Origin of the sequence: Pseudomonas aphyarum (assembly GCF_028657055.1) — a bacterium.
GTDB classification, from domain to species: Bacteria; Pseudomonadota; Gammaproteobacteria; order Pseudomonadales; family Pseudomonadaceae; genus Aquipseudomonas; species Aquipseudomonas aphyarum.
This window is the reverse complement of record NZ_JAMDGS010000011.1, coordinates 153,769-175,466: the sequence shown is the minus strand read 5'-3', so window position 1 is coordinate 175,466 and position 21,698 is coordinate 153,769. Positions and strand designations below refer to the sequence as shown.

17 protein-coding genes are annotated in these 21,698 nt (G+C 62.3%); 4 read left to right on the top strand and 13 right to left on the bottom strand.

Annotated features, from left to right (window positions below):
* Nucleotide 1 precedes the first annotated feature (1 nt).
* The gene (locus M5G18_RS16845) at nucleotides 2-1,339 is read left to right on the top strand and encodes a dihydroorotase (RefSeq protein WP_273898160.1); all 1,338 of its coding nucleotides are present in this window, start codon (nucleotides 2-4) and stop codon (nucleotides 1,337-1,339) included.
* 46 nt (nucleotides 1,340-1,385) lie between these two features.
* On the opposite strand, the gene M5G18_RS16840 is transcribed toward M5G18_RS16845, so the two are convergent.
* Nucleotides 1,386-1,904: a DUF3617 domain-containing protein gene (locus M5G18_RS16840; protein WP_179693199.1), complete on the bottom strand. Its 519-nt coding sequence runs from the start codon at nucleotides 1,902-1,904 to the stop codon at nucleotides 1,386-1,388.
* 146 nt (nucleotides 1,905-2,050) lie between these two features.
* Between M5G18_RS16840 and cls the strand changes: the two genes are divergently transcribed.
* Complete coding sequence (cls, locus tag M5G18_RS16835; protein WP_011336657.1) at nucleotides 2,051-3,490, top strand: cardiolipin synthase; 1,440 nt, start codon at nucleotides 2,051-2,053, stop codon at nucleotides 3,488-3,490.
* A 2-nt stretch (nucleotides 3,491-3,492) separates the two neighbouring features.
* Here cls and cfaB read toward each other — a convergent pair whose 3' ends face one another.
* The 5 genes from cfaB to hflK (M5G18_RS16810) form a co-directional block, all read right to left on the bottom strand.
* Nucleotides 3,493-4,677, bottom strand: a complete 1,185-nt coding sequence (gene cfaB, locus M5G18_RS16830; RefSeq protein ID WP_273898155.1) for a C17 cyclopropane fatty acid synthase CfaB — start codon at nucleotides 4,675-4,677, stop codon at nucleotides 3,493-3,495.
* A gap of 177 nt (nucleotides 4,678-4,854) precedes the next feature.
* Nucleotides 4,855-6,762: a heavy metal translocating P-type ATPase gene (locus tag M5G18_RS16825; protein ID WP_007954214.1), complete on the bottom strand. Its 1,908-nt coding sequence runs from the start codon at nucleotides 6,760-6,762 to the stop codon at nucleotides 4,855-4,857.
* Nucleotides 6,759-7,817, bottom strand: coding sequence for a protease modulator HflK (gene hflK / locus M5G18_RS16820; RefSeq protein ID WP_273898153.1), 1,059 nt, complete (start codon nucleotides 7,815-7,817; stop codon nucleotides 6,759-6,761). The genes M5G18_RS16825 and hflK (M5G18_RS16820) overlap by 4 nt, the downstream gene beginning before the upstream one ends.
* A complete protein-coding gene (gene hflC, locus M5G18_RS16815; RefSeq protein WP_273898151.1) occupies nucleotides 7,814-8,860 on the bottom strand; it encodes a protease modulator HflC in 1,047 nt (348 codons plus the stop codon). The genes hflK (M5G18_RS16820) and hflC overlap by 4 nt, the downstream gene beginning before the upstream one ends.
* Nucleotides 8,857-10,803 (bottom strand): protease modulator HflK, encoded by a 1,947-nt coding sequence (gene hflK, locus M5G18_RS16810; protein WP_273898149.1) that lies wholly within the window; start codon nucleotides 10,801-10,803, stop codon nucleotides 8,857-8,859. Before hflK (M5G18_RS16810) ends, hflC begins: the two co-directional genes overlap by 4 nt.
* A 210-nt stretch (nucleotides 10,804-11,013) precedes the next feature.
* Between hflK (M5G18_RS16810) and lpdA the strand changes: the two genes are divergently transcribed.
* The gene (gene lpdA, locus M5G18_RS16805) at nucleotides 11,014-12,414 is read left to right on the top strand and encodes a dihydrolipoyl dehydrogenase (protein WP_273898147.1); all 1,401 of its coding nucleotides are present in this window, start codon (nucleotides 11,014-11,016) and stop codon (nucleotides 12,412-12,414) included.
* 37 nt (nucleotides 12,415-12,451) lie between these two features.
* Here the strand turns inward: lpdA and M5G18_RS16800 are convergent, their stop codons facing one another.
* A complete protein-coding gene (locus M5G18_RS16800; protein WP_007954205.1) occupies nucleotides 12,452-12,925 on the bottom strand; it encodes an Lrp/AsnC family transcriptional regulator in 474 nt (157 codons plus the stop codon).
* Between the two features lie 144 nt (nucleotides 12,926-13,069).
* Between M5G18_RS16800 and M5G18_RS16795 the strand changes: the two genes are divergently transcribed.
* Nucleotides 13,070-13,699: a LysE family translocator gene (locus M5G18_RS16795; RefSeq protein WP_273898145.1), complete on the top strand. Its 630-nt coding sequence runs from the start codon at nucleotides 13,070-13,072 to the stop codon at nucleotides 13,697-13,699.
* On the opposite strand, the gene M5G18_RS16790 is transcribed toward M5G18_RS16795, so the two are convergent.
* The 6 genes from M5G18_RS16790 to M5G18_RS16765 form a co-directional block, all read right to left on the bottom strand.
* Complete coding sequence (locus M5G18_RS16790; RefSeq protein WP_273898144.1) at nucleotides 13,696-15,834, bottom strand: tetratricopeptide repeat protein; 2,139 nt, start codon at nucleotides 15,832-15,834, stop codon at nucleotides 13,696-13,698. The genes M5G18_RS16795 and M5G18_RS16790 overlap by 4 nt on opposite strands.
* Entirely contained in the window at nucleotides 15,821-17,017 is a 1,197-nt protein-coding gene (locus M5G18_RS16785) for a DUF3142 domain-containing protein (RefSeq protein WP_273898143.1), read from the bottom strand. The genes M5G18_RS16790 and M5G18_RS16785 overlap by 14 nt, the downstream gene beginning before the upstream one ends.
* 65 nt (nucleotides 17,018-17,082) lie before the next feature.
* Complete coding sequence (locus tag M5G18_RS16780; RefSeq protein ID WP_273898142.1) at nucleotides 17,083-17,907, bottom strand: class I SAM-dependent methyltransferase; 825 nt, start codon at nucleotides 17,905-17,907, stop codon at nucleotides 17,083-17,085.
* Entirely contained in the window at nucleotides 17,901-18,824 is a 924-nt protein-coding gene (locus tag M5G18_RS16775; RefSeq protein ID WP_273898141.1) for a class I SAM-dependent methyltransferase, read from the bottom strand. Before M5G18_RS16775 ends, M5G18_RS16780 begins: the two co-directional genes overlap by 7 nt.
* Nucleotides 18,821-20,125 carry a glycosyltransferase gene (locus M5G18_RS16770; RefSeq protein WP_273898140.1) on the bottom strand — a complete coding sequence of 435 codons (1,305 nt, stop codon included), beginning with the start codon at nucleotides 20,123-20,125 and terminating at the stop codon, nucleotides 18,821-18,823. The genes M5G18_RS16775 and M5G18_RS16770 overlap by 4 nt, the downstream gene beginning before the upstream one ends.
* Entirely contained in the window at nucleotides 20,119-21,681 is a 1,563-nt protein-coding gene (locus tag M5G18_RS16765; protein ID WP_273898139.1) for a glycosyltransferase family 4 protein, read from the bottom strand. Before M5G18_RS16765 ends, M5G18_RS16770 begins: the two co-directional genes overlap by 7 nt.
* Nucleotides 21,682-21,698: the final 17 nt, after the last annotated feature.

The following is a 21,698-nucleotide window of genomic DNA, read 5'->3' as shown; positions in this document are numbered from 1 at the left end:
CATGAGCAGTGTGCTGATTCGCAATGCACGGCTGGTGAACGAGGGGCGTGAGTTCGACGCCGATCTGTTGGTCAGCAACGGGCGCATCGTCAAGATCGCCGGCAGCATCGAAGGTGAAAACGCGACCCGTGAAATCGACGCCAACGGCCAATGGCTGCTGCCGGGAATGATTGACGACCAAGTGCATTTCCGTGAGCCGGGTGCGCCGGCCAAGGGCAGCATCCACACCGAATCCCGTGCAGCCGTGGCCGGGGGCATCACCAGTTTCATGGACATGCCCAACACCAAACCTGCCACTCTGACCCTTGAAGCGCTGGCCGACAAAAAGCGCCGGGCAGCGATCAACTCGGTGGCCAACTACGGGTTTCATTTTGGTGTCAGTCACGACAATCTGGACACGGTCGCGGCGCTCAATCCGAGCGAGGTGGCCGGGGTCAAAGTGTTCATGGGTGCGTCCACCGGCAACATGCTGGTGGACGACCCGCACACCCTCGAGCGCCTGTTCGCTGAAGTGCCGACGATTCTGCTGGCCCACTGTGAACACACGCCAAGCATCGATGCGAATGCCGCGAAGCTGCGCGAGAGGTTCGGCAACCAGCTGCCACCCGATGCTCATGCGCTGATCCGCAATGCCGAAAGCTGCTTTCGCTCATCGTCTCTGGCGGTGGATCTGGCCCGACGTCACGGCACTCGCCTGCACGTCCTGCACCTGACCACGGCCCGCGAGCTGGCCCTGTTCGAAGACAAACCGCTGTCGCAAAAACGCATCACCGCGGAAGTCTGCCTGCATCACTTGCTGTTCGATGACCGTGACTATCCGAACCTCGGCAACCTGATCAAATGCAATCCGGCAATCAAATCCCAGGCCGATCGTGACGCCCTGCGCCAGGCACTGCTGAGCAATCGACTGGACGTGATCGGCAGCGATCACGCGCCGCACACCTGGGCGGAAAAACAGCAAGCGTATGAACAGGCACCGTCGGGACTGCCACTGGTGCAGCACGCACTGCCGGCGTTATTGGAACTGGTGGCAGATGGCATGTTGCCGATCACCACGCTGGTGGCGAAGACCAGCCACCGGGTGGCGGATCTGTTTGCCATTCCGGATCGCGGTTATTTGCGTGAGGGGTATTGGGCGGATCTGGTGTTGATTCAATCGGAGCCCAAGGGTGTCGCGGTGTCACGCCAGCCGGTTCTGTCGCAATGCGGCTGGACGCCGTTCGCTCAGCGTAGCTTTCGGCATCGGGTCAGCACGACGATGGTGTCTGGGCAGATTGCGTGGCATGACCAACGGATCCATGACAACTGTCAGGGATTGCCGCTGCGGTTCATGCGCTGAAAAAAAACCGCCTCCACTCGATGTGGAGGCGGTTTCGACAGTGACGTTACGCTCTCGGTTTGACCGTGCCGCAATCCTGACCCAGCCAGACTGCCCGGGTTTCCAGACTGCCCTTTTGATTGATCCCGATGGCGTTGAAGGTGCCGTTGGCGACGGTGGTGAACTCGCGGTCACTAAGGAACGTCGCAACACCGGTGCCTTGGGCTTTCGGGCAACTGAAGCGGAATTTCCACTGGTTGCCGACACGCTCGGTGATCTGCTGCTTGCAGCCCGACTGCGGGTCCGCCAGCGGAATATCGTTGGTCGCCACCTGCTGCGGCGTCAGGCAGGCGCGGATACCCTTGCCGCCGATGTTGATCCCCTGCTTCTCCAGCTCCGCTCGTTGCTGCGGAGTCATCTGCCCCTGCAATTGGCCGAGGATCGATTGCACATCCATCACCTGATCATCAACCTTCACATTGCTCGACGTCATTTCCCACAACCCCGGCTGCAGCATTTGCGCCTGAGCAACCACCGGCAAGGCCAAACCCAGGCCCAGCGCCAAACCCAGCAGACGAACGTTCATTGAAAAACTCCTGATCAGTAGTGGCCGTTAGACGCCGGCCGCCTGTTTCGGTTCATGGCGGGCGCTGGCGGCTTGAAAACAAATAGCGACAATCGCCATGGAACATGGTCTGTTAAGCATTGAATCTTCAGGAGCAAGGTTGCCCCATGGATTATTTCGGACCGCACATTTTCGGTTATCTGATCGCCCTGATACACACCCTCGGCTCGATCGCCGCGATCCATGCCGTATTGACCGTACGCACCGCCCAAGGCTCGATCGCCTGGGCGCTGTCGCTGATCTTCATTCCCTACCTCACCCTCATCCCTTATCTGGTGTTCGGCCGCAGCACCTTCGATGGCTACATCAAGGCCCGCCGCCAGGCCAACGAACAGATGCGCCAGGCGATTTCCGAACTCAACTGGCGGCCGTGGGTGGAAGAAGCCCTGACCGCCCGCGCCTCGAATGCTTATGACTCGTTGCGCGCGATGCCGAAACTGGGACGCATGCCGTGCCTGGCCAACAATGAAGTGCGATTGCTGATCAACGGTGCCGCTACCTTCGAGGCGATTTTCCACGCAATCGACCAGGCACGGGAAGCGGTGCTGATCCAGTTTTTCATCATTCACGACGATCGTCTCGGACAGCGCCTGCGTGACCTGCTGCTGAAGAAAGCGGCCGAAGGCGTGGTGATTCATTTGCTCTACGACCGCATCGGCAGCCACGCCCTTCCCCACAGCTACGTGCAGGCGCTGCGCGACGGCGGCGTAGAGGTCAAGGCGTTCGCCACCCGCAGCGGCTGGCTCAACCGTTTCCAGGTGAATTTCCGCAACCACCGCAAGATCGTGGTGGTCGACGGATTGATCGGGTTTGTTGGCGGGCACAACGTCGGCGACGAGTACATGGGTGAAAAACCACCGCTGGCACCGTGGCGCGACACTCACGTCCAGGTGCGCGGCCCGGTGGTGGCGTGCATGCAGGAGTCATTTGCCGAAGACTGGTTCTGGGCCGCGCGGTCATTGCCGCCGCTGATCCTGCCGGACGCGTACCCGGAGGATGGCGTGCTTTGCCAATTGCTCGCCAGCGGCCCGGCGGATGCCTACGAAACCTGCTCGCTGTTCTTCGTCGAAGCCATCCACGCCGCCACCGAGCGCGTGTGGATCACCAGCCCCTATTTCATTCCCGACGAAGCCGTGTTCGCGGCGTTGCGTTTGGCAGTTCTGCGCGGAGTCGACGTGCGCCTGCTGCTGCCTTCGCGCCCAGACCACCGCATCGTCTACGCCGCCTCCAGCCTGTACGCGTTTGAAGCGGTACGCGCCGGCGTGCGGGTATTCCGCTACGAACCAGGGTTCCTGCATCAGAAGGTGGTGTTGATCGACAGCGAAATCAGCGCCATCGGCAGCGCCAATCTGGACAACCGTTCGTTCCGGCTGAATTTCGAAGTGATGCTGCTGACCGTCGACAGCGAATTCGCCGCCAGCGTGGAACAGATGCTCAACGATGACTTCGCCCAAGCCTACGAGGTCGCCAAAGAAGAAAGCCGGGAGATCCACCGCCTGCAACAGGTCGGCATGCGGATCGCCCGGCTTATTTCACCGATTCTCTAGGTTCAAGGGTTGTAGATGTCGTCCCTCGTCCACGGCAGTTCATGGCTGCCGTCGGCATGGGCCTTCACGGCGAGGATCTGGTGCAGATTGATCCAGCCGCGCGCGAACGCATACGCGCAGCCCGCCAGGTACAGACGCCAGATGCGCAGCGCCTGATCCGGAACCAGTTTCGCGGCGGCTTCGAGGTTGTCTTCCAGCCGTTCGCTCCAGTGGTCCAGCGTGCGTGCGTAATGCAGGCGCAGACTTTCTACGTCGACGATCTCCAGACCCGCTTCGCTGATCTCGGCCGAGATCATCGCCAGGTGCGGCAGCTCGCCGTTGGGGAACACGTACTTCTCGATGAAATCCCCGGCACCGCGTCCCACCGGACGGCCATCGGTGTGCTTGGCGGTGATGCCGTGGTTCATCACCAGACCGCCCTCTTTCACCGCGCCGAACAGGGTTTTGCAGTATTCGGCGAGGTTGGCATGACCGACGTGTTCGAACATGCCGACGCTGACCACTTTGTCGAAACGTCCGTCCTGGGGAAGATCGCGGTAGTCCAGCAGTTGCAGTTCGATCTGATCTTCCAGGCCTTCGGCTTTGACTCGCTCGCGGGCCAGGGCCAGTTGCTCTTTGCTCAGGGTGATACCGAAAACCTTGGCGCCAAACTCACGGGCGGCATAACGCGCCAGCCCGCCCCAACCGCAACCGACGTCCAGCAGATAGTCGCCGGGCTGCAGACGCAGCTTGCGGCACAGGTGCCGAAACTTGGCTTGCTGAGCTTGCTCCAGGGATTCGCTGCCGGTTTCGAAATACGCGCAGGAATACGCCATGTCGCTGTCCAGCCACAATTGGTAGAACGCGTTGGACAGGTCGTAATGGTAGGAGATGGCTTTGGCGTCGGTTTCCTTGTCGTGCACGGTACGTACCGGCTGACTGTCCGCGTCCCCAAGCAAGGCTGTGCTCAACTCATCGCACACCCGGATGACCTCGCTGATCGAGCCCTCCAGTTCGAGCTTGCCCTCGACGAAGGCCGCACCCAATGCATCGAGACTTGGATGGGTGAACTGGGTGACCATCTGCGGGTCCTTGACCACGATGGTGACGCTGGGCGTCGGGCCCAGATTGAATTCATGGCCGTCCCAGAGTCGCAGGCGAAGCGGAAGCTGCAGATTCTGTAAGGCCGGTGGAAGTTGCGCGAGCATGGAATATCCCCCTGGTTTCAGACGTCTGATCTGAGGGTAGACCATCCTTGAAAATTAGCAGGCTATCGATTTGATAGCCGCCGACTATCAGCCGCAGAGGCTGTAATGACGCTGTCATCCTTGCTTCAGTGCGCCTTCTCAAAGGACTGCGAGAGCGGCGCACAGTTCGAAAAATGATCAGTCCGACGCTTTCAGCTTCAGCAGCGGTTCCTGAAAACGCAGTAGGCGACCAGCATTACCCAGCACCAACAGCGTGCTCAGGTTGTGCAGCAACGCAGCGATCATCGCCCCCGCTGCACCGAGCCAGCCGAAGGCCGCGAACACCACAATCGCCAGCGTCCAGCCCAGACCGATGATCACGTTCACTTGCAAGGTCCGTCGGCACTGACGGCTGAGGCGCACACAGGTGCCGAGCCGACGCAGGTCACTGCCGATCAGCACGATATCGGCGGAGGCCAGCGCAATGTCCGCGCCCCCCGCGCCCATCGCCACACCGACCACGCCCGCCTTGAGCGCCAGCGAGTCATTGATCCCGTCGCCGACCACCATCGGCCGGAAGCCGTTGTCGATTTCCTTGAGCACTCGGTTGAGTTTGTCTTCGGGCAACGCCTGGGCTTCGACTTCGTGCAGGCCGACATCCTTGGCCAGGGTTTGTGCGACGCTTTGCCGGTCACCGGTCAACAGCAGCTGCCGTCCCAATCCGAGGTCACGCAGTTCACTCAGCGCAAATCGCGCTTCCGGTTTGACGGTGTCGGCCAGTAACAGCCAGGCGAGAAATTCGCCGTTCAACGCCAACCCGGCAATCGGGCCATCGTGTTCGGGGATCGCCGTGGTCGGGATGCCCAACTGCGCAAACAGCTCCGGACGCCCGAGCGCGGCCTCGCCTTGCGCGGTTTTGGCCACTACGCCCAACCCCTGCCGTTCATGAATATCGGTCAGTACCAACACCTGTTCCGCGCTGACCAGTCCGGCCAGCGCGCGGCTGACCGGATGGCTGCTCGCCGCGCCCAGACTTGCAGCCAGCGCCATCACTGCCCCGTGATCCGCTCGCGGGCTGTTGATCGACTGCAAGCGCAGCGTGCCGTAAGTGAGGGTGCCAGTCTTGTCGACGACCAGCGAAGTGAGATCGGCCAGTTCCTCAAGGAATGCCGAACTGCGGATCAGGATCCCGTGCCGCGCCGCCACCGCCACCCCGGCAATCGCCGTGGCCGGCGCCGACAGCACCAGCGCACATGGGCATGCCGCCACCAGCACCGCGAGCATCGCCTGTGCATCGTTGGTGATGAACCAGGTCACCGCCGCGAGCAACAACACTAGCACCATGTAACTGCCGGCATAGCGTTCGAGCAAACGAGTGATCGGTGGTTTGGAGCGTTCGGCGTTCTGCATCAGCGCGATGACTTTGCCGAGGGTCGATTCATCCCCGGTACGGGTCACTTCGATTCGCAGCAACCCGTCGAGGTTGATCGCGCCGCCGAACACCGCCATGCCGACGCCCGCTTCAACCGGCACCGACTCACCGGTGATCGATGCCGTATCGAGGCTGGCCTGGCCGGATAAAACCCGACCGTCCGCCGGCACCCGATCCCCGGCGCGCACTTCGACTTTGTCGCCGGCCTTGAGCGTGCCGTTGTCGACTTCGATGATCGAGCCGTCCGCCTGCACCTTGCGCGCATGACTGCGGGTCAGTTGGCCGAGGGCATGAATCGCTTCCTGGGAGCCGATCACACTGCGCTCTTCCAGCACGTGGCCGAAGATCATGATGATCGGCAGCAGAGCAGCGGTGAGCAGATCGCCCGTGGCCCAGGCCCCGATCATCGCCAGGGCGATCAACTGATCGGTGATGCCGTGCAAGCTCGGATAACGCAGGCTGAACCACGCCGAACGCATCACCGGCACCGCCACTAATAAAGAAGCGAATCCGAGCAGCAACTGACTGACGCCCGTCTGTTCCGGCATCAGCCAGCGCCAGATCAGCCCCAGACCGAGCAAGCCGAGGGCGAGCATCGCCAGGGTCAACTGGCGGGCGGCGCGGCGTTGTTCGGCCGAGGACAACAGGCTCGGAGATGAGGTGGTGGCAGTCATTTGCTGGCTCCCTGAATGATCAGGCGTGAATCGTCTTTCGGATCGACCGTGGTGACCGACGCGGCCTGACCGAGAATCTTCGGCATCCGCTCGCGGTACAGACGCAACAGCATTTGCGGGTCGGTGCCCTGCTGTTGCGCCTTGGCCAGGCTCAACACCGTTGCCGTGTCGGCGGAGGCTTTGGCCAGCCGCTCACCGGCCTGGGCGTGGGCGACTTGCAGCGTGCGATCGGCCTGCTCGTTGGCGGACTGGGTGAGTTTCTCGGCCTCGGTGCGGGCATTGGCGACCGCTTTGTCGGCTTGCTGGCTGGCGGTGAGGACAGCGTTGAACGCGCTCACTGCCGGCTCCGGCAGACTCGATTGCACATCGACCCGCGCCACTTCGATGCCGATGCCCTGCCCGCTCGCCTTCAACTCGGCAAGGCGTCGGTTGATGCCTTGCACCAGATCACCCCGCAGCCGTTCGCGACGTTCGGCGGCCTGATTATCAGCACCGATCAACTCCGGTCGCGCCACCAGAATGGTGTCCAGATCCCGCGCCGCCGTCAGTGCAACGGCGCTTCGCGTCACCACTCGATCCAGCGCCGGTAGCACATGCTCGCCTTGCAGTACGAAGTCATAGGGATCGGTGACCTTGTAGAACACCCGCACATCCAGTTGCACCACTCCAGCATCACCGGTGAGCAAATAACCGGAGCCGGCCAGCGCGTCACTCAGCGGCGTGGCGAAGGTGGCGACGCGATCGGCCTGCAAGGCCTGATCGCTGCGCAGCAGATTTTCCACCCGGCGTTCGATGACCCGATCCGCCGCTGGCAACAAAACCACCTGTTCAAACGGCTGCGGCCAGGCCAATAACAACCCGGCATTCTGAATGCGATCCAGCGCTCCGAAATGCAAAACCACCGCGCGATTTTGTGGGTCGATCTGCCGGACATTGGAAAATGCCCAGACCAATGCCGCCAGCACGGTCACCGCATACAGCGCGAAAAACGCCAGACGTCCCGCTTGAATCCACGGACTGTTCAGCGAATGTGTTCCACGTGGAACTTCATTCATGGCTGCGATCCGCTTTTGTTGTCGAGATTCGGCGGCCCGTCGACCAACACCCGGAATGGCGCAGCGTCGGTGCGCAGGATCAGTTTGGTGTCTGGCGAAACGATGGTGCCGAGGGTGTCCAGCGAGCGCAGCAAGTTGTACAGCTGCGGCGAACCGGCGTAAGCGCGCCCGTAAATCTGCGCCGCTTCCACCCGCGATTGAGCCTCGATATCGGCGGCTTTCACCGTGGCATCGGCTTGCACGATTCGCGCATCGCGTTCGGCGGCGGAGCGGATTTGCGCCGCCTCACGCTTGCCGATGGCAGTGCGTTCGGTGGCGATGGTTTCACGCTCGGCGCGCATCCGGTCGACCGTTGCGGTCAGGGTCACCGATGGCAATGTCAGACGCTCGATGCCCACCTGCACCACCCGCACGCCATAAGTGGCGAGCAGTTGCTGATCGATTTGCTGGCGCAACTGCGCTTCGAAATCGGCGATGCGAACCTGACTGGCATCGGTATTCACCAGATTGGCCAGATCGAAACTGCTGGCCGTGGTTTCCAGTGCCGAGCCGACAAAGGTCCGAATCTGCCGCGCAGCTTCGTCCGGCTGATTCTGCACGGCGCGCATGAAGCGCTGCACGTTGTCGGGATCGCCCTGCACCTGCCAAGCCACGTACGCCTGAACGATGATGCGCAAACCGTCGCGAGTGCCGACGTCCTGCAGGCCGCTGGAGGTTGTGCGCAAACGCAGATCCACCGGAATCGCCGCTTCGAACGGTGCCGGCCAGCGCCAGCTCAGACCCGGATCCAGCAACACGCGGGACGGATTGCCGAACCGGGTAATGACCGTGGCTTCACCGGAACGCACTTGCACCAGGCTCGCCGCCGCGATGGCGAACGCCACCAGCAACGCTGCCCAGCCCATGCGCTTCCACGGAAAAGGCCCCGCCTCCTCCGGCGCACCGTGGTGATGGTGATGATGCCCATGATGGTGATGACCGCCGCCATGAGCATGATCGTGGCCGCTGTGGTCATGGTGATCGTGAGTGTGCGACTGGCTCAATGGGTGGCTCCTGGCTGAGCGGTGGTGCGCGCCGGATCTGCCGGCAGCGTGAACGTACGCAGGTCGATGGTCGGTGCGTTACTGCTGCCGCCCAGACGATGGTCGAGTACCAGCAGTTTGGCTTTGCTCAAACCCTGGCTGAGTTGGCTGAGGTATTGCTCCAGCACGAAGGCTTGGCCGGCGCTGACGTAGGCCTTTTGTTCGGCGCTGAATTTCAGATCCGCCGCCCGGGCGGTGGCGTTGATTTCATGGGCGTTGGCACTGGCCTGATCCCGAGCGAGGCTGGCCTGCAACTGCGCCTGGTTACTCGCTTCGGCAGCGGCGCCGCGCTCGCGGGAGATCAACGCCTGAGCACCGATCTGAGCCGCCTGCACGCTGTGATAGGCATTGGCCGCCCCTGCTGGCGGGTGAATCGCTTCGACCACAGTGGCGAGAATTTCCACGCCGCTGTCGAGTTTCTGCAGATCGCTTTGCACGGCGCGGCCGATTTCGTCGGCGAGCCCGGTCCTGTCCTCGCCGAGCAATCCGTCGAGAGTGCGCGAGGCAAAATCATGCACCAGAATCCGGCTGGCGGTGCTGCGGATCAGCGTCGGCACATCAGCGCTGTTGTAGGTGGCGGCCAGCGCGGCTTGATCGCTCAGGCCAATGCGATAGACGAAGCGCACGTCCATGTTGACGATCTGAAAGCTCTGCTGATCGCCACGGCTGCTGGCGATAACCTGGGACTTGTCATTGACGTGGCTGGCGTCCCACAAACGGTTGGCAGTAAATGGCGCCGGGCCTTCAGCCGGATACAACTGTTCGGGGGCCGGGTTTTCACCGACGCTAGTTGCCAGCTCATGCACCACGCCGTTTTCAACGGTCAGCACACGCCCCAGCGGCCAAGGCAAACCGGCGTGTAAACCCGGCCCGAACACCTGCACCGGTTTGCCGAAGCGCTCGTAAATACCACGGCTTTGCATCGGTATTTCGTGAAGGCCGGTGAGCAACCAACCCACCGCTGCCACCAATACCAACACCGGCAAGAACGCGCGACGCATGTAACTGAAGGCCCAGATCTGACGCAGATCGATGCCGAAGCGGTTGTGCAATTCATGCTGCAATGCGAGCAAAGGTTGTGGCGGCCAGCGAAGCAGATCGGCGACGAAACTGCGGGCCAGCAACACCGGTTCGAGTTGTTCGCGGCGCGGGCTGAACAGCGACAGCAGCGCGCGCAACAGCAACTCCAGGGCAACCAGCCCCGGCAGAATGCCGATCAACACCGCCAGACGCACGGGCCAGATTGCACTGTCACTGGCGAACAACAGGCACAACGCGCCCAGTACAAGACTGATGATTGCTACGCGCGTCAGTTGCGCCAGCGCTCCGGCCTCGGGCCATTGCGCCGGGTTTTCCTGCGCCAGTTGCCGCTCCAGTACCAGCAGAGCGAACGCCAGCAGCAGAGCTATGGCCGCGCCGACCGTGGCGGACAACCCCACACCCGCCGCCGGCAGCGTCAGATTCCACATTTGCTCGACGCTTAACAGCACCAGCACCGACCACCCGCCCAGCCACAATGTGGGCGCGCCGATCTGCCCAAGCAGGTGCAGACTGCGCTGGCTCATCCGATCCAGCAGCCGTTCGTACCAGCCTTCCGGCGCAGGTTCTTCAGCAGCCGTAACCGGCACGACGGGATTGATCACCCGTGCCCGCCATCGCGTCACCCACCACGCCGATTGCAGTCCGGCCACCAGCACCAGCAACGCCGCGCTCTGATTGACCAGCAGCGAGGACCACAACGATTGCGGCGCAAACAGCCCGACAAAAAACGCCAGCACCCACCCTGCCCCGGCCAACGCGCCCAGACCGATCGCCAGGCGGCGCAAACGCCGGCCCTGCGTCGCCGCTTGCTGAAAGCGCGGCAACCCGGTCACCGGCGTGCCTTCATCCAGATCGACTTGCATATCCCCCCAATACCCTTGGCTCACTGCACATATCGTTACGATATAACGAAAGTCGTGAAATATTTGTACTCATTTGCATCATTCAAAGATGCGCAACCTGTCGCTTGCCTGAAGCCTTGACCGAAATGTCTGGAAACGCACATATTACGTTCGTAATTTTCAGTGCGAACTACTTTTACCGATCCGCATCCTTCAGCCAGGAGTAAGAGCATGAGCAACTATGACGTGGTGATTCTGGGCGGTGGCCCCGGCGGTTATAACGCAGCGATCCGCGCCGGCCAGCTGGGTCTCAAGGCCGCGTGCGTCGAAGGCCGCGCCACGCTGGGTGGCACCTGCCTGAACGTCGGCTGCATGCCGTCCAAGGCGCTTTTGCATGCGTCCGAACTGTACGAAGCGGCGCTGGGCGCGGAGTTCGCCAACCTCGGCATCGAGGTCAAACCCACGCTCAACCTTGCGCAAATGATGAAGCAGAAAGACGAAAGCGTGAGCGGCCTGACCAAAGGCATCGAATTTCTGTTTCGCAAGAACAAGGTCGACTGGATCAAGGGCTGGGGCCACATCGACGGCCCCGGAAAAGTCAGCGTGACCGGCGATCAGGGCAGCCGGATCGAGCTCACCGCCAAGGACATCGTCATCGCCACCGGCTCCGAGCCCACTCCCCTGCCCGGCGTGGAAATCGACAATAAGCGCATCCTCGACTCGACCGGTGCGCTGTCCTTGAGCGAAGTGCCCAAGCATCTGGTGGTGATCGGCGCAGGCGTAATTGGCCTCGAACTCGGTTCGGTCTGGCGCCGGCTCGGCGCGCAGGTGACTGTGGTGGAATACCTCGACCGCATCTGCCCCGGTGTCGACGGCGAAGCCGGCAAGACCCTGCAACGCTCGCTGAGCAAACAAGGCATCAGCTTCAAGCTGAGCTCGAAAGTGACCAGCGCCACCTCCTCGGCCACTGGCGTACAACTCAGCGTCGAACCCGCCGCTGGCGGAAGCGCAGAAATCCTCGAAGCCGATTTTGTGCTGGTGGCCATCGGTCGTCGTCCGTACACCCAGGGACTGGGCCTGGAAAACGTCGGTCTGAGCACCGACAAACGCGGCATGCTTGCCAATAAACAGCATCGCACCGAAGCACCCGGCGTGTGGGTGATCGGCGACGTGACGTCCGGACCAATGCTCGCGCACAAGGCCGAAGACGAAGCCATGGCCTGCATCGAACAGATCGTCGGCAAGGCCGGCGAGGTCAATTACGACCTGATCCCCAACGTGATCTACACCCGCCCGGAGCTGGCCAGCGTCGGCAAGACCGAGGAGCAGTTGAAGGCCGAAGGCCGGGCGTACAAGGTCGGCAAATTCCCGTTCACCGCCAACAGCCGGGCGAAGATCAATCACGAGACCGAAGGCTTTGCCAAAGTCATCGCCGATGAGCGCACCGACGAAGTCCTCGGCGTGCACCTGGTCGGCCCGAGCGTCAGTGAAATGATCGGCGAGTTCTGCGTAGCCATGGAATTCAGCGCCTCGGCCGAAGACATCGCGCTGACCTGCCACCCGCATCCAACCCGCTCCGAAGCGTTGCGTCAGGCGGCGATGAATGTCGAGGGGATGGCGACGCAGATGTAAGCACTGTGCGAATACTTCCCGCGCAATGCGGGAAGTATCAGGACGGCAGATGCCCCAGCGGCAACGCGCCGGGTGTCTTCACCGTGTGGATCGCAAAATTGCTGCGGATGTCGCTCACCCCCGGCAGCTTCAACAGGCAACCGGTAAGAAAGCGGTCATAGGCGCGCAGATCCGGCACCACCACTTGCAGCAGAAAGTCCGATTCCCCGGACACCAGAAACGCCGAAATCACCTCCGGCAACGCCGTCACTGCCCGGTGAAACGCCTCGGCCTGTTCGTCGTTGTGGCGCTCGACCTTGACCCCGACAAACACCGTCAGCCCCAACCCCACTTCATCGCGATCCAGATTGGCCTGATAACCGCGAATGACACCGGCCTCTTCGAGCATCCGCACCCGGCGCAGACACGGCGATGCCGACAGACCGATTTCGTCAGCCAGCTGCACATTGCTCAGGCGCCCGTCCCGTTGCAGCGCGGCGAGAATCTTGCGGTCGAAGGCATCCAGTTTCATGGTTGGCAGATCCTGATGGTTTACGCGGTAAAAGATCGCAGATTATGCCAATTCAGAGTCCTTTAGAAGCTGACTACGCAACCACCTGCCCTGCCCTTCGGCCCTAGACTGAGGCGACCGAATCGACAACGAAAGGGGTGCGGCATGGCGAGTCTCTGGCTGTTTTTCCTGGCTTTGGCGGTGGTCTATCTGCTGCCCGGCCCGGACATGATCCTGCTGTTGCAGACCGGCGCCCGCCAGGGTCGCGGCGCAGCGCTGGCCACAGCGGTGGGCCTGGCGATTGCCCGAGGTTGCCACGTCGCATTAGCCGCGTTGGGACTGGCGGCGCTGTTCAAGGCCGCGCCGTGGACGTTCGATGCCGTGCGGATTGCCGGTGCGGCGTACTTGCTGTGGATCGGCATTCAATGCCTGCGCACCACGCTGCTGCCGGATCTGAACGCCGACACCGTAACGGACAGCCATGCGCAGTGGTACGCAGCCATCCGTCGCGGCCTGTTGACCAATCTGCTCAACCCGAAAGCGTTGCTGTTCTGTTCGGTGCTGCTGCCGCAATTCATCGTGGCAGATGGTGCGCCGGTGCTGACGCAGTTTGCGCTGCTCGGCGCGATGCTGGTGGGCGCAGGCCTGCTGTTCGACAGCGCCTACGCCCTGTCCGGCGCCGCGCTGGGTCGCTGGCTGAAACACAGCCCGACGGCCCAGCGAGTACAGCAGTGGTTGTTCGGCAGCCTGTTGATCGGCTTTGCCGTGCGCCTGACCTTCGTCCAGCAGGCTTAGGTTTTGCGGGGCTTGCGCTGGCGGCGGGTGATCAGCAACAACGCCACCGCGGTGAAGGCCACGATCGCCCCGATTTGAACGGGCCATTTGTACGGCCGCAGTGTCGAGCGCACCGAATCTGTCACCTGAGTGACGTAGCGCTTGTCGGCATTTTCGAAGTCCGGGTAAGGACATTGATGGCCGAAATCCACTGCCCACAAAACGTACGGCCCTTCATCGACATAGCGTTTGTACAACGCGCTCTGCTCTTCCAGGCTGCTGTTCCAGCCCGCCGCCGAGCACAACACAGCGGCAAACGCCTGACTGGTGTGCGGCAGATTATCCGCCGCACGACTGGCCAGCGCCGTGGCAACAAAACGGTAGTGATAACGCTCGTCCGGCTGCGCTTCACTGGCCTTCTGACGTTGCACTTCGGCCTCGCTGACCAGCGGTCCGACTTTCAGCTCGGTGTTTTCCAGACTGTAGTTGCCACCGAAGGTCGCGTAATCCGGGGCCATTTCGTAGCCCAGAATGTCCATGCCCCACTCACGGGCCGTCCACGCGGCATTGAACAGCGCGCTGGCACGCTTGGTCGGCCACCACGCTGAGTCGGCCTTCATGCGCTGCTCGCCATAGAGCCGGGCCTTGTTCTGCAGATCGGCGCTGTCGAAATAGCCGACCGCTTCTTCGTAATGCCCCTCACGCAACAAACGCCGCCCCAGCAAATTACGCAGACTGGCGGCCACCGGCAGCGGGACGTAATTGTCGCGATCTTGCTGACTCAGCGCGGGCGGTGCCGGGACGTTGGTATCGACATAGTTTTTCAATTCTTCGACCGTCAGTACCCGCTCGGCCACGGTCGCGGCGTCGAACCAGTAAATGTGCTGGCTGCGATACAACTGATCGAACGCCTGCAGATACTCGCCACGTTGCAGGGCCAGAATCGCGCTTTCACCCTCGACCCGGCACTTGGGCTGCACGCTTTCGAGATTCCAGTCGGCGGTGCGCCGTTCGCCCCAGGACTCGTCCTGCGGGAACGCTTGCGCGGCTTTCGCATAGGCCGCAGCTGCCGCGTTTTTGTCGCCATCGCGCACGGCCAGTTTCGCCCGCAGCCACCACGCCAGACCGCTGTCGCCAGCGTGTTCGAGGAACGCCTTGGCGCTGGCGTAATCGCCCTGTTGATAATTCATCGCCGCCAGTCGATCGGCGTTATCGAGGCTGCCACGCGTGCTCGCTTGCAGCACCTTGACCAGCTTCTTCTCGTTCGGCGGCTCATCGCCGAACGACCAGCCGATCCGGCTGATCAGCGAGGCGGTCACCAGTTGCTGCACGGCTTTGCCACGCAGCAACTTCTCCAGTCGATCCTCGGGCTCTTCGGCCAGATCGTTCATCAACAGCTTCAGCGAGGTGTAGCCGACGTTCGAGCCATGCAGGTTTTGCGTGGCATAGAGTTCGATGGCTTTGTCCCAACTGCCCGCCGTACGCAGCGCTCGCGCTTCTTCGCCAAGGCTGGCCACGCCCAGTTCCAACGGATCGCTGAAACCGTCGATGCTCAGTTGTCGCGTCTGACGGAAGGCTTCGATGGCGTTTTCCAAGGCTTCGAGCGCATCGCCCGCTTCGCTGCTCATGGCAAAGAACGCCCGGCCCAGGGAATAAGCGGCCCAGGTGCTGCGCAACGCGCGTTGATCGGCCGGCAGCGCCAGCAACTGACGGAAATACTCGACAGCCAGTTGATGGTCACCGGCACCGAACGCCACGGCGCCCGCCACATACAGACGCAGTTCCGCCGGCAGGCTCGCACCCTGCACCTCGACCTGATGCGCATCGGTCAGGCTGCGCAATTGTTTGACCAGCGCTTGCTGTTCAGGCGTCAGGCCGATCTGCTCGGCCTTGTTGCGCAGATCGGCCGGCTCATCAGGTTCGCCATAGATGTCGTCCGGGTTATACGTGACCGCGGTGACGTTCTTCAGCCCGGCAATGGTTTTGCCGAGGCGGCTGATCTCGAACCTGAAGTTGCCCTCCGGCAGTTCCGCCAGCGATTGCCCGCGATCGTCGAGCAGACGCATCGGAAAATCCGGGCCGCAGGCCAGTGCCGATCCCACCGGCAGGCTGAGGCTCAGGCAAAGCAGATGGCGGGGCCAGTTACGGGTCAACATGCGAACCTCCTTGATCAATATTTGCGCAGCGTGCCCAACCGATCGCACGCTGCCCGCCCGCCGGCAATCGGCCGTCGCGCAGGCGGGTGAAGGTAAGCAGATCCGCCGTCTGTTGCAACGCATAACCGGCGAGCGCATCGGCGCCTTCGCAGTCCTGCGCCTTGACGATCAGCCGTGCAGGCCATGGGTTGTCGAGATTGCCCGGATTTTCGAGGTGGATGTCATAGAGGCCGCTCTTTTCGCTGAACGCCAGCACCGGTTTGCCAACCAGTGAATCGCCCCGGGCAACCGCACGCAAGGTGGTCAGGCTCCACGCCCGGCGATCATTGGCCAGCGGCAGACGAAACCAGATCAGCCCGGCCAGATGCGCCGGCCGATCTTCGCGCAGGGCTTTGGCCAGCGCACTCAATTGCAGCGGATCGGCCAGCAACTCGCGCCGCTCCCCTGCCCGCTCAAGCGACACCTCACTTTCCACCACCGGCGCACCACCGGCGTCAGGCAGCAACGCTACACCGTAGGCAGGTAACGCCAGATAGAACGGTTTATCGCTAATCCGTCCCCAAGCCTTGGCCCAGCGCTGCGCCTGCTGCGGATCGAACAAGCCGCGACGCGGATCGCTGACCGCATGCACCTGCAGCACGCTGCTGTCGACCGTGGCCAGCAACGCCGGCAGTTGCGGGCTGTCGAGCCACGCCGGCAGCGCGGTGATGCTCAACGGCAGCGTCGCCGGTAATGCCGAACGCAGATGACTCAGAAACCCGGCGTAGGCCGGCAGCCTTGCATTGCCGGCATCGTGGTCGATCTCGACCCCGGCCAGCGTAAGCCCCAGCCCGCGCCAGTCCTCCAGCAGCTGAAGAATCTGCGCCGTCAGTTGATCCTGATCCAGCGCCTTGAGCTGTCCATCGAGCCGGATCACCGCAATCAGCGGCCGCCCATCCTGCTTCAACAATTGCGGATCGATCCGCGCCCGGCTCGAGCCCACCTGGGGAAAGGCTTGCAACGCCAAAACGCGCAAGGTCGAAAAATCGTTTCGGCTATCGCGCAGAGCCGCTTCGTGGGCCGGTATCCACTGGCGCTGCCAGATATAGAGCTGTTGATCGAGCGGCCCGGCGTCCTGCCGTTCGCACCCCGAGAGCAGCGCCAGCGCTGTCAGCAAACCGATCAAACGCGTGAAAGAAACCATGAAAAGTCGTATCCCTGAAATGCAAAAAGGGCCGTTCAAGGCCCTTTGTCGCGTTGCCGCCTACCTTAGTCAGCCAGCGGCTTGCGGGCAATGATCACCTGACTTTTTGCCACGACGCCATCTAGCGCTTCCTTGATCTGCGCGCCGCGCGGCGAGTTGAGCACTGCCTGCCAGGTTTCGGCCCAGTGATTGAGCAACGGATGATCGGGGTTCGTCAGATCGACCTTGGCGTCCCAGAACAGCAGCATCCACATCGACCAGTAAAAACCGTACTGACTGTGGCTGATGATCTCCAGGCCCGACTCGCTGACCATCGCCTTGAACTGGTCTTCACTGATGATCCGAATATGGTTGGGATGCTCGAAATAGGCCGGCGCGGCGATATCCTTTTGCAGCTCTTCGGAGCTCGGGTGCGGCACGCTCAGCAGATACAGCGCCCCCGGCTGGCCGACGCGCACCAGCTCGGCAAGAAACTGCGCCGGGTCATCGACGTGTTCCAGCACTTCGGTAGAGACCACGCGGGTCGCGGTGTTGTCGGCAATTGGCAACGGATTGCCGTCGGTGACATGGCACTCGACACTTTGCGCCGTGGTTTCACCGAGCCGCTGACGGGCGGCGTCGATCTTCCCGGCGTCGATGTCGGCGACGATCAGACGCGCGCCACGATTGCCACAGAACTGCATATTGCCGCCATCGCCACAGCCGACATCCAGCACCGTGTCATCAGCGCTTACCGGAAAGCCTTTGTACAGCTCGCCGGTGGCGTGGTTGAACCAGCCGCTGAGCATCGCGTCGCGCAGGCCGAGTTCGAACGAGTTGATCTTGTCGGCCACCGGCGCAGCGGGCGGTGCAGGCGTCGCTGTCGTGAGTTTCTTCAAAAGGCTCAGCATGAGGTGGCTCCAGAATGAGGTTCGGCGGTGGACGAAGCGGTTTGCAGCGGTTTGCGGGCGATGATCACCTGACTCTTGGGCATCATGCGGTCGAGCACCTGCTTGATCGCCGGACCATCAGGCAGGGCCAGCAAGTCTTGCCAGGTGCGCGCCCAGCTCTCCATCAACGGTGGGTACGGCGCCTGGATCCGGTCACGCACCGCGCCTTCCAGATCCCGACCTGCCGCCCGCTCGCTGGCCCAGAAGAAGATCATGCCCATGACCCAGAAGAACCCGTTGGCCTGACGATGCTCGATCACCAGCCCCGCGCCCTCCACCAGTTCGGCAAAGCGCTCGGCGGTGAAGATCTGCACATGATTGGGCGACCGGTAATAGCTGTCCGGGGCGATGCCCTTCTGCAGATGCTCACCCACCGGCGCCGGGACGCTCAGCAAATACTGCGCGCCGGGCCGGCCCATGCGCACCAGTTCGGCCATGAACGGTTCTGGCTCATCGATGTGCTCCAGCACTTCCATGCACACCACTTTGCTCGCGCAACCATCGGCCAGAGGCAGTGGCAGGCTGTTGCTGACCAGGCCCAGATTGTCCTTTTGCGATTGCGCCCGGACCTGGCGGGCGAGATCGCGCACCTTGTCCAGTTCGCTGTCGGTGAAGATCACCGAGGCGCCCTGGCGCACCGCGAATAAAGTCGCCACGCCTTCACCGCAACCGACATCGAGCAACGTATCGTCGGCGCCGATGGCAAACCCCTTGAGCAGTTCACCCGTGTCACCGCGAAACCAGCCGTCGAGCACTGCGTCGAGCAGGCCGATATCCCGGGGCGAAGCGGTCGCCGTTGCAGGCGCGACTGGTGCAGGAGCAGGCGTTGGTGCTGGTGGCGCAGCCGGCAGCAGACGTCGGATCAAGGCGCGGATCATGAGTCGGTGGCTTCCACGGCGGTCACCGCGCGACGCTCGAACAATTGCGCGAGAAAAGCCTGCAAGCGCTGTTCGGCCACGGCCTGACTGCAGAACGCCTGGAGGCTCTGGACTGCTTGCGCCGACATTTGCGCGTAGCGTTGCGGTTGGTTCTTCGCCACGTCGTAACTGTCGCGATAGGCGACGCAGACCGACGCCCAGTTGGTCATGTAGCGTAACGTGCGGAACGCCTTGCGCGGATCGTGAGGCCAGGCAGTGAGTTCATCAGTGGATTCGACCAGGAACGCGTTGTCGGTGCTCAGGTAATCGATCATCGCCGTGGTGCGCGGCGCCACGGCCGGCTTGCCGCAGGACATGAATTCCATCAGCGGCAGGCACTGGCCCTCGCCGTAGGAAGTGTTCACCACGTAACGGGTGGCCTGCACCAGACGCTCGTAGTCCGCGTCCGCGAGGTAGCCATAAATCAGCACGATGCGGCAGCGGTAGGACTGGTTTTTGTAAAGGTGATGAAGAATGTCGCCGAGCGCTTCTTCGGCATCGTGGTGCGTGAGCTTGAGCACCAGCGTTGCGTCTTCGACCTCGCGAAAGGTCACGCAGAAGGCGCTGAGCATGTCTTCCCAGTTCTTGCGGCCGTCACCGGGATTGAACACCGACGTGTAGACGACCCCGTCCAGCAGCAATTCCTGCTCGCTCACCGGTGCCTGGAAATCGATGCCTTTGCCACGGCGCAGATGTTTCGGGCCAAACGCGTTGACGTCGAGCTGACGACTGTCGGCAACCAGCCCCTTGATCGTCAGTCGCACCGGCCCTGTCGAGGGCTGCCCCTGAAGCTGTGCGCCCCGGGCCGCGAAGCGATCCCACACCGGCGCCGGCACCGCGACAATCGGGTAATCGGTACCCATGGCCTCGCGCACGGCGTTGACCGTGTAGCTGGAATGAGTGATCGCCGCGCCACAGGCCCGGAGCACCGTGCGCCAGTCATTGCGTGGCTCGTTGTCGAAGGGTTCGTTGGGGATGGTGCTGAACTCCCAGGCGAACACCGGCAGCGTCGGACACGCCAGATGAATCGGCGTGCGGTGCGGCGGCGAGAACGACAGGAACACGCAGGGCTCGCCACGGGACAGGCATTCCAGATACAACGCATCGACTTCGCGCGCCGGGTCGACGACTTCCACCACACGCCCAAGGCGTTCGAGTACCGGCCGGTATTCCTTGAGCACGAAGTAATAGCTGTACTCCGAACGCCCCAGGTTCTGCGCGATGGTGTGCTGGTTGGTTTCCGAATGAATGATGATCAGCATGAGGCGTTGTCCGTCACGGGGGCGGCATCGGCAGCCAGCGGCACGAGGCCGAAAAAGTCCGCCATGCGCCGCTGCACCGGAGCAAACGCGCAGTAGTCGTGCATGCGTTCGACAGCGGCGGCAGACATGCGCGCGTATTCCTGCGGCTGCGCCTTGGCCATCCGGTAGCTGTTCTCATAGGCGCTTTTGAGCGAAGCCCAGTCCGGCCGATAGCGCAGGGTGCGGTAGATGATGCGGGTGTCCTGGGGCCAGATCGTCAACTCTTCGCTGGACTGCACGACGAAGGCCACCGAGTCATCGATGTAGTCTTCCATGGCCGTGTGATCCGGGGCGATCACCGGTTTGCCGCTGGACATGAACTCCATCAGCGGCAGGCACAGGCCCTCGCAGCGTGAGGCGTTCACATAAAAACTGGCGGCCTGGTAGAGCCGCGCGTATTGCGCGTCATCCAGATAACCGTGCATCACCAGCACCCGGCAGGCGAACGGTGTCAGTTGCGCGAGCAGGGTCATCAGTTCGCTGTAGTAGGACGCCAGATCGTTCTGGGTAATCTTCAGCACCAGCGTCGCGTCAGGCGTTTCGCGAAAGGCCCAGCAGAACGCGGTGATCAGATGGTGCCAGTTCTTGCGGCCGTCTTTGGGGTTGAACACGGTCACGTAGATCACGCCGTCGACGGTGGTTTCCACCACGGCTGACGTATCCGGCAGATCCAGTGGCGGCGGTTCGTCCACCGCCACTTCATGGGGGCCGGCAATGTTCGGCAGACGTCGCTCGAGCCATTCGTGAGCCTTGTCTGACAGCAGGTCGCGAAACCCTTCCCAGTACCCGTGATGCAAATATTTCACCCGGGCCATGGGCTTGGGTTGATCGCTCGGGTTCAACGCCCACAGGCGCAGATAATGACGGGCGATGACCAGTCGACGCTTGAGTGTCAGAGGTGGTGGGCGGCGCGCCTCGATGTCGGCCAGCTGTTCGGCAGTCAACGGTTTTGGCAACAAGTCATCGGCGCAAAGGCCCAGCGTGCGGCTGTCGAAAACACAGCCCTTGATCGCCAGGGTCGCGCCAGGATTGATCGGCGCACCGACATGTTGCTCACGAATGGCGGCGAAGTTTTCCCACAATGGAGTCGGCAGCACGAGTACCGGAAAATCCTCACCCATGGCGCGACGGATCGCGCGGGCGGTGTGGCTCGACAGCGTGATGACCCGCCCCTGTCGTGCAAGCATCTGCGTCCAGTCGTGGCGCGGATCATCGTCCCAGGACTCGTCGGGGATCGAATCGAACTCCCATGCGATCACGCAGATCGTCGGGCACTCGAGATCGGTCGGAGTATTTTGCGGCGGAGTAAAAGACAGAAACACACTGCGCTCACCGGCGGCGAGCAGCTGTCGATAGAGCGGATCGACCTCGGCGGTGGCGGACACCACATGCACCCGACCCAGGCTTTCCAGCACCGGACGATAGGCCTTGAGCACGAAGTAATAGCTGTATTCGGGACGCCCGAGACTCTGGCTGATGGAGCGGTCGTTGACGTCCGAGTAAAGAATGAAATTCATGGCATCCCACGGTGAAA

Excerpts from the sequence above, each read along its gene's own strand:
- M5G18_RS16825 (WP_007954214.1), bottom strand. The coding sequence starts at position 6,762 with ATGACTGCCACCACCTCATCTCCGAGCCTGTTGTCCTCGGCCGAACAA.
- M5G18_RS16765 (WP_273898139.1), bottom strand. The coding sequence starts at position 21,681 with ATGAATTTCATTCTTTACTCGGACGTCAACGACCGCTCCATCAGCCAG.
- M5G18_RS16845 (WP_273898160.1), top strand. The coding sequence starts at position 2 with ATGAGCAGTGTGCTGATTCGCAATGCACGGCTGGTGAACGAGGGGCGT.
- lpdA (WP_273898147.1), top strand. The coding sequence starts at position 11,014 with ATGAGCAACTATGACGTGGTGATTCTGGGCGGTGGCCCCGGCGGTTAT.
- cfaB (WP_273898155.1), bottom strand. The coding sequence starts at position 4,677 with ATGCTCGCGCAACTTCCACCGGCCTTACAGAATCTGCAGCTTCCGCTT.
- M5G18_RS16785 (WP_273898143.1), bottom strand. The coding sequence starts at position 17,017 with ATGGTTTCTTTCACGCGTTTGATCGGTTTGCTGACAGCGCTGGCGCTG.
- M5G18_RS16840 (WP_179693199.1), bottom strand. The coding sequence starts at position 1,904 with ATGAACGTTCGTCTGCTGGGTTTGGCGCTGGGCCTGGGTTTGGCCTTG.
- M5G18_RS16800 (WP_007954205.1), bottom strand. The coding sequence starts at position 12,925 with ATGAAACTGGATGCCTTCGACCGCAAGATTCTCGCCGCGCTGCAACGG.
- cls (WP_011336657.1), top strand. The coding sequence starts at position 2,051 with ATGGATTATTTCGGACCGCACATTTTCGGTTATCTGATCGCCCTGATA.
- M5G18_RS16790 (WP_273898144.1), bottom strand. The coding sequence starts at position 15,834 with ATGTTGACCCGTAACTGGCCCCGCCATCTGCTTTGCCTGAGCCTCAGC.
- M5G18_RS16780 (WP_273898142.1), bottom strand. The coding sequence starts at position 17,907 with ATGCTGAGCCTTTTGAAGAAACTCACGACAGCGACGCCTGCACCGCCC.
- hflK (WP_273898149.1), bottom strand. The coding sequence starts at position 10,803 with ATGCAAGTCGATCTGGATGAAGGCACGCCGGTGACCGGGTTGCCGCGC.
- hflK (WP_273898153.1), bottom strand. The coding sequence starts at position 7,817 with ATGAATGAAGTTCCACGTGGAACACATTCGCTGAACAGTCCGTGGATT.
- M5G18_RS16795 (WP_273898145.1), top strand. The coding sequence starts at position 13,070 with ATGGCGAGTCTCTGGCTGTTTTTCCTGGCTTTGGCGGTGGTCTATCTG.
- M5G18_RS16770 (WP_273898140.1), bottom strand. The coding sequence starts at position 20,125 with ATGCTGATCATCATTCATTCGGAAACCAACCAGCACACCATCGCGCAG.
- M5G18_RS16775 (WP_273898141.1), bottom strand. The coding sequence starts at position 18,824 with ATGATCCGCGCCTTGATCCGACGTCTGCTGCCGGCTGCGCCACCAGCA.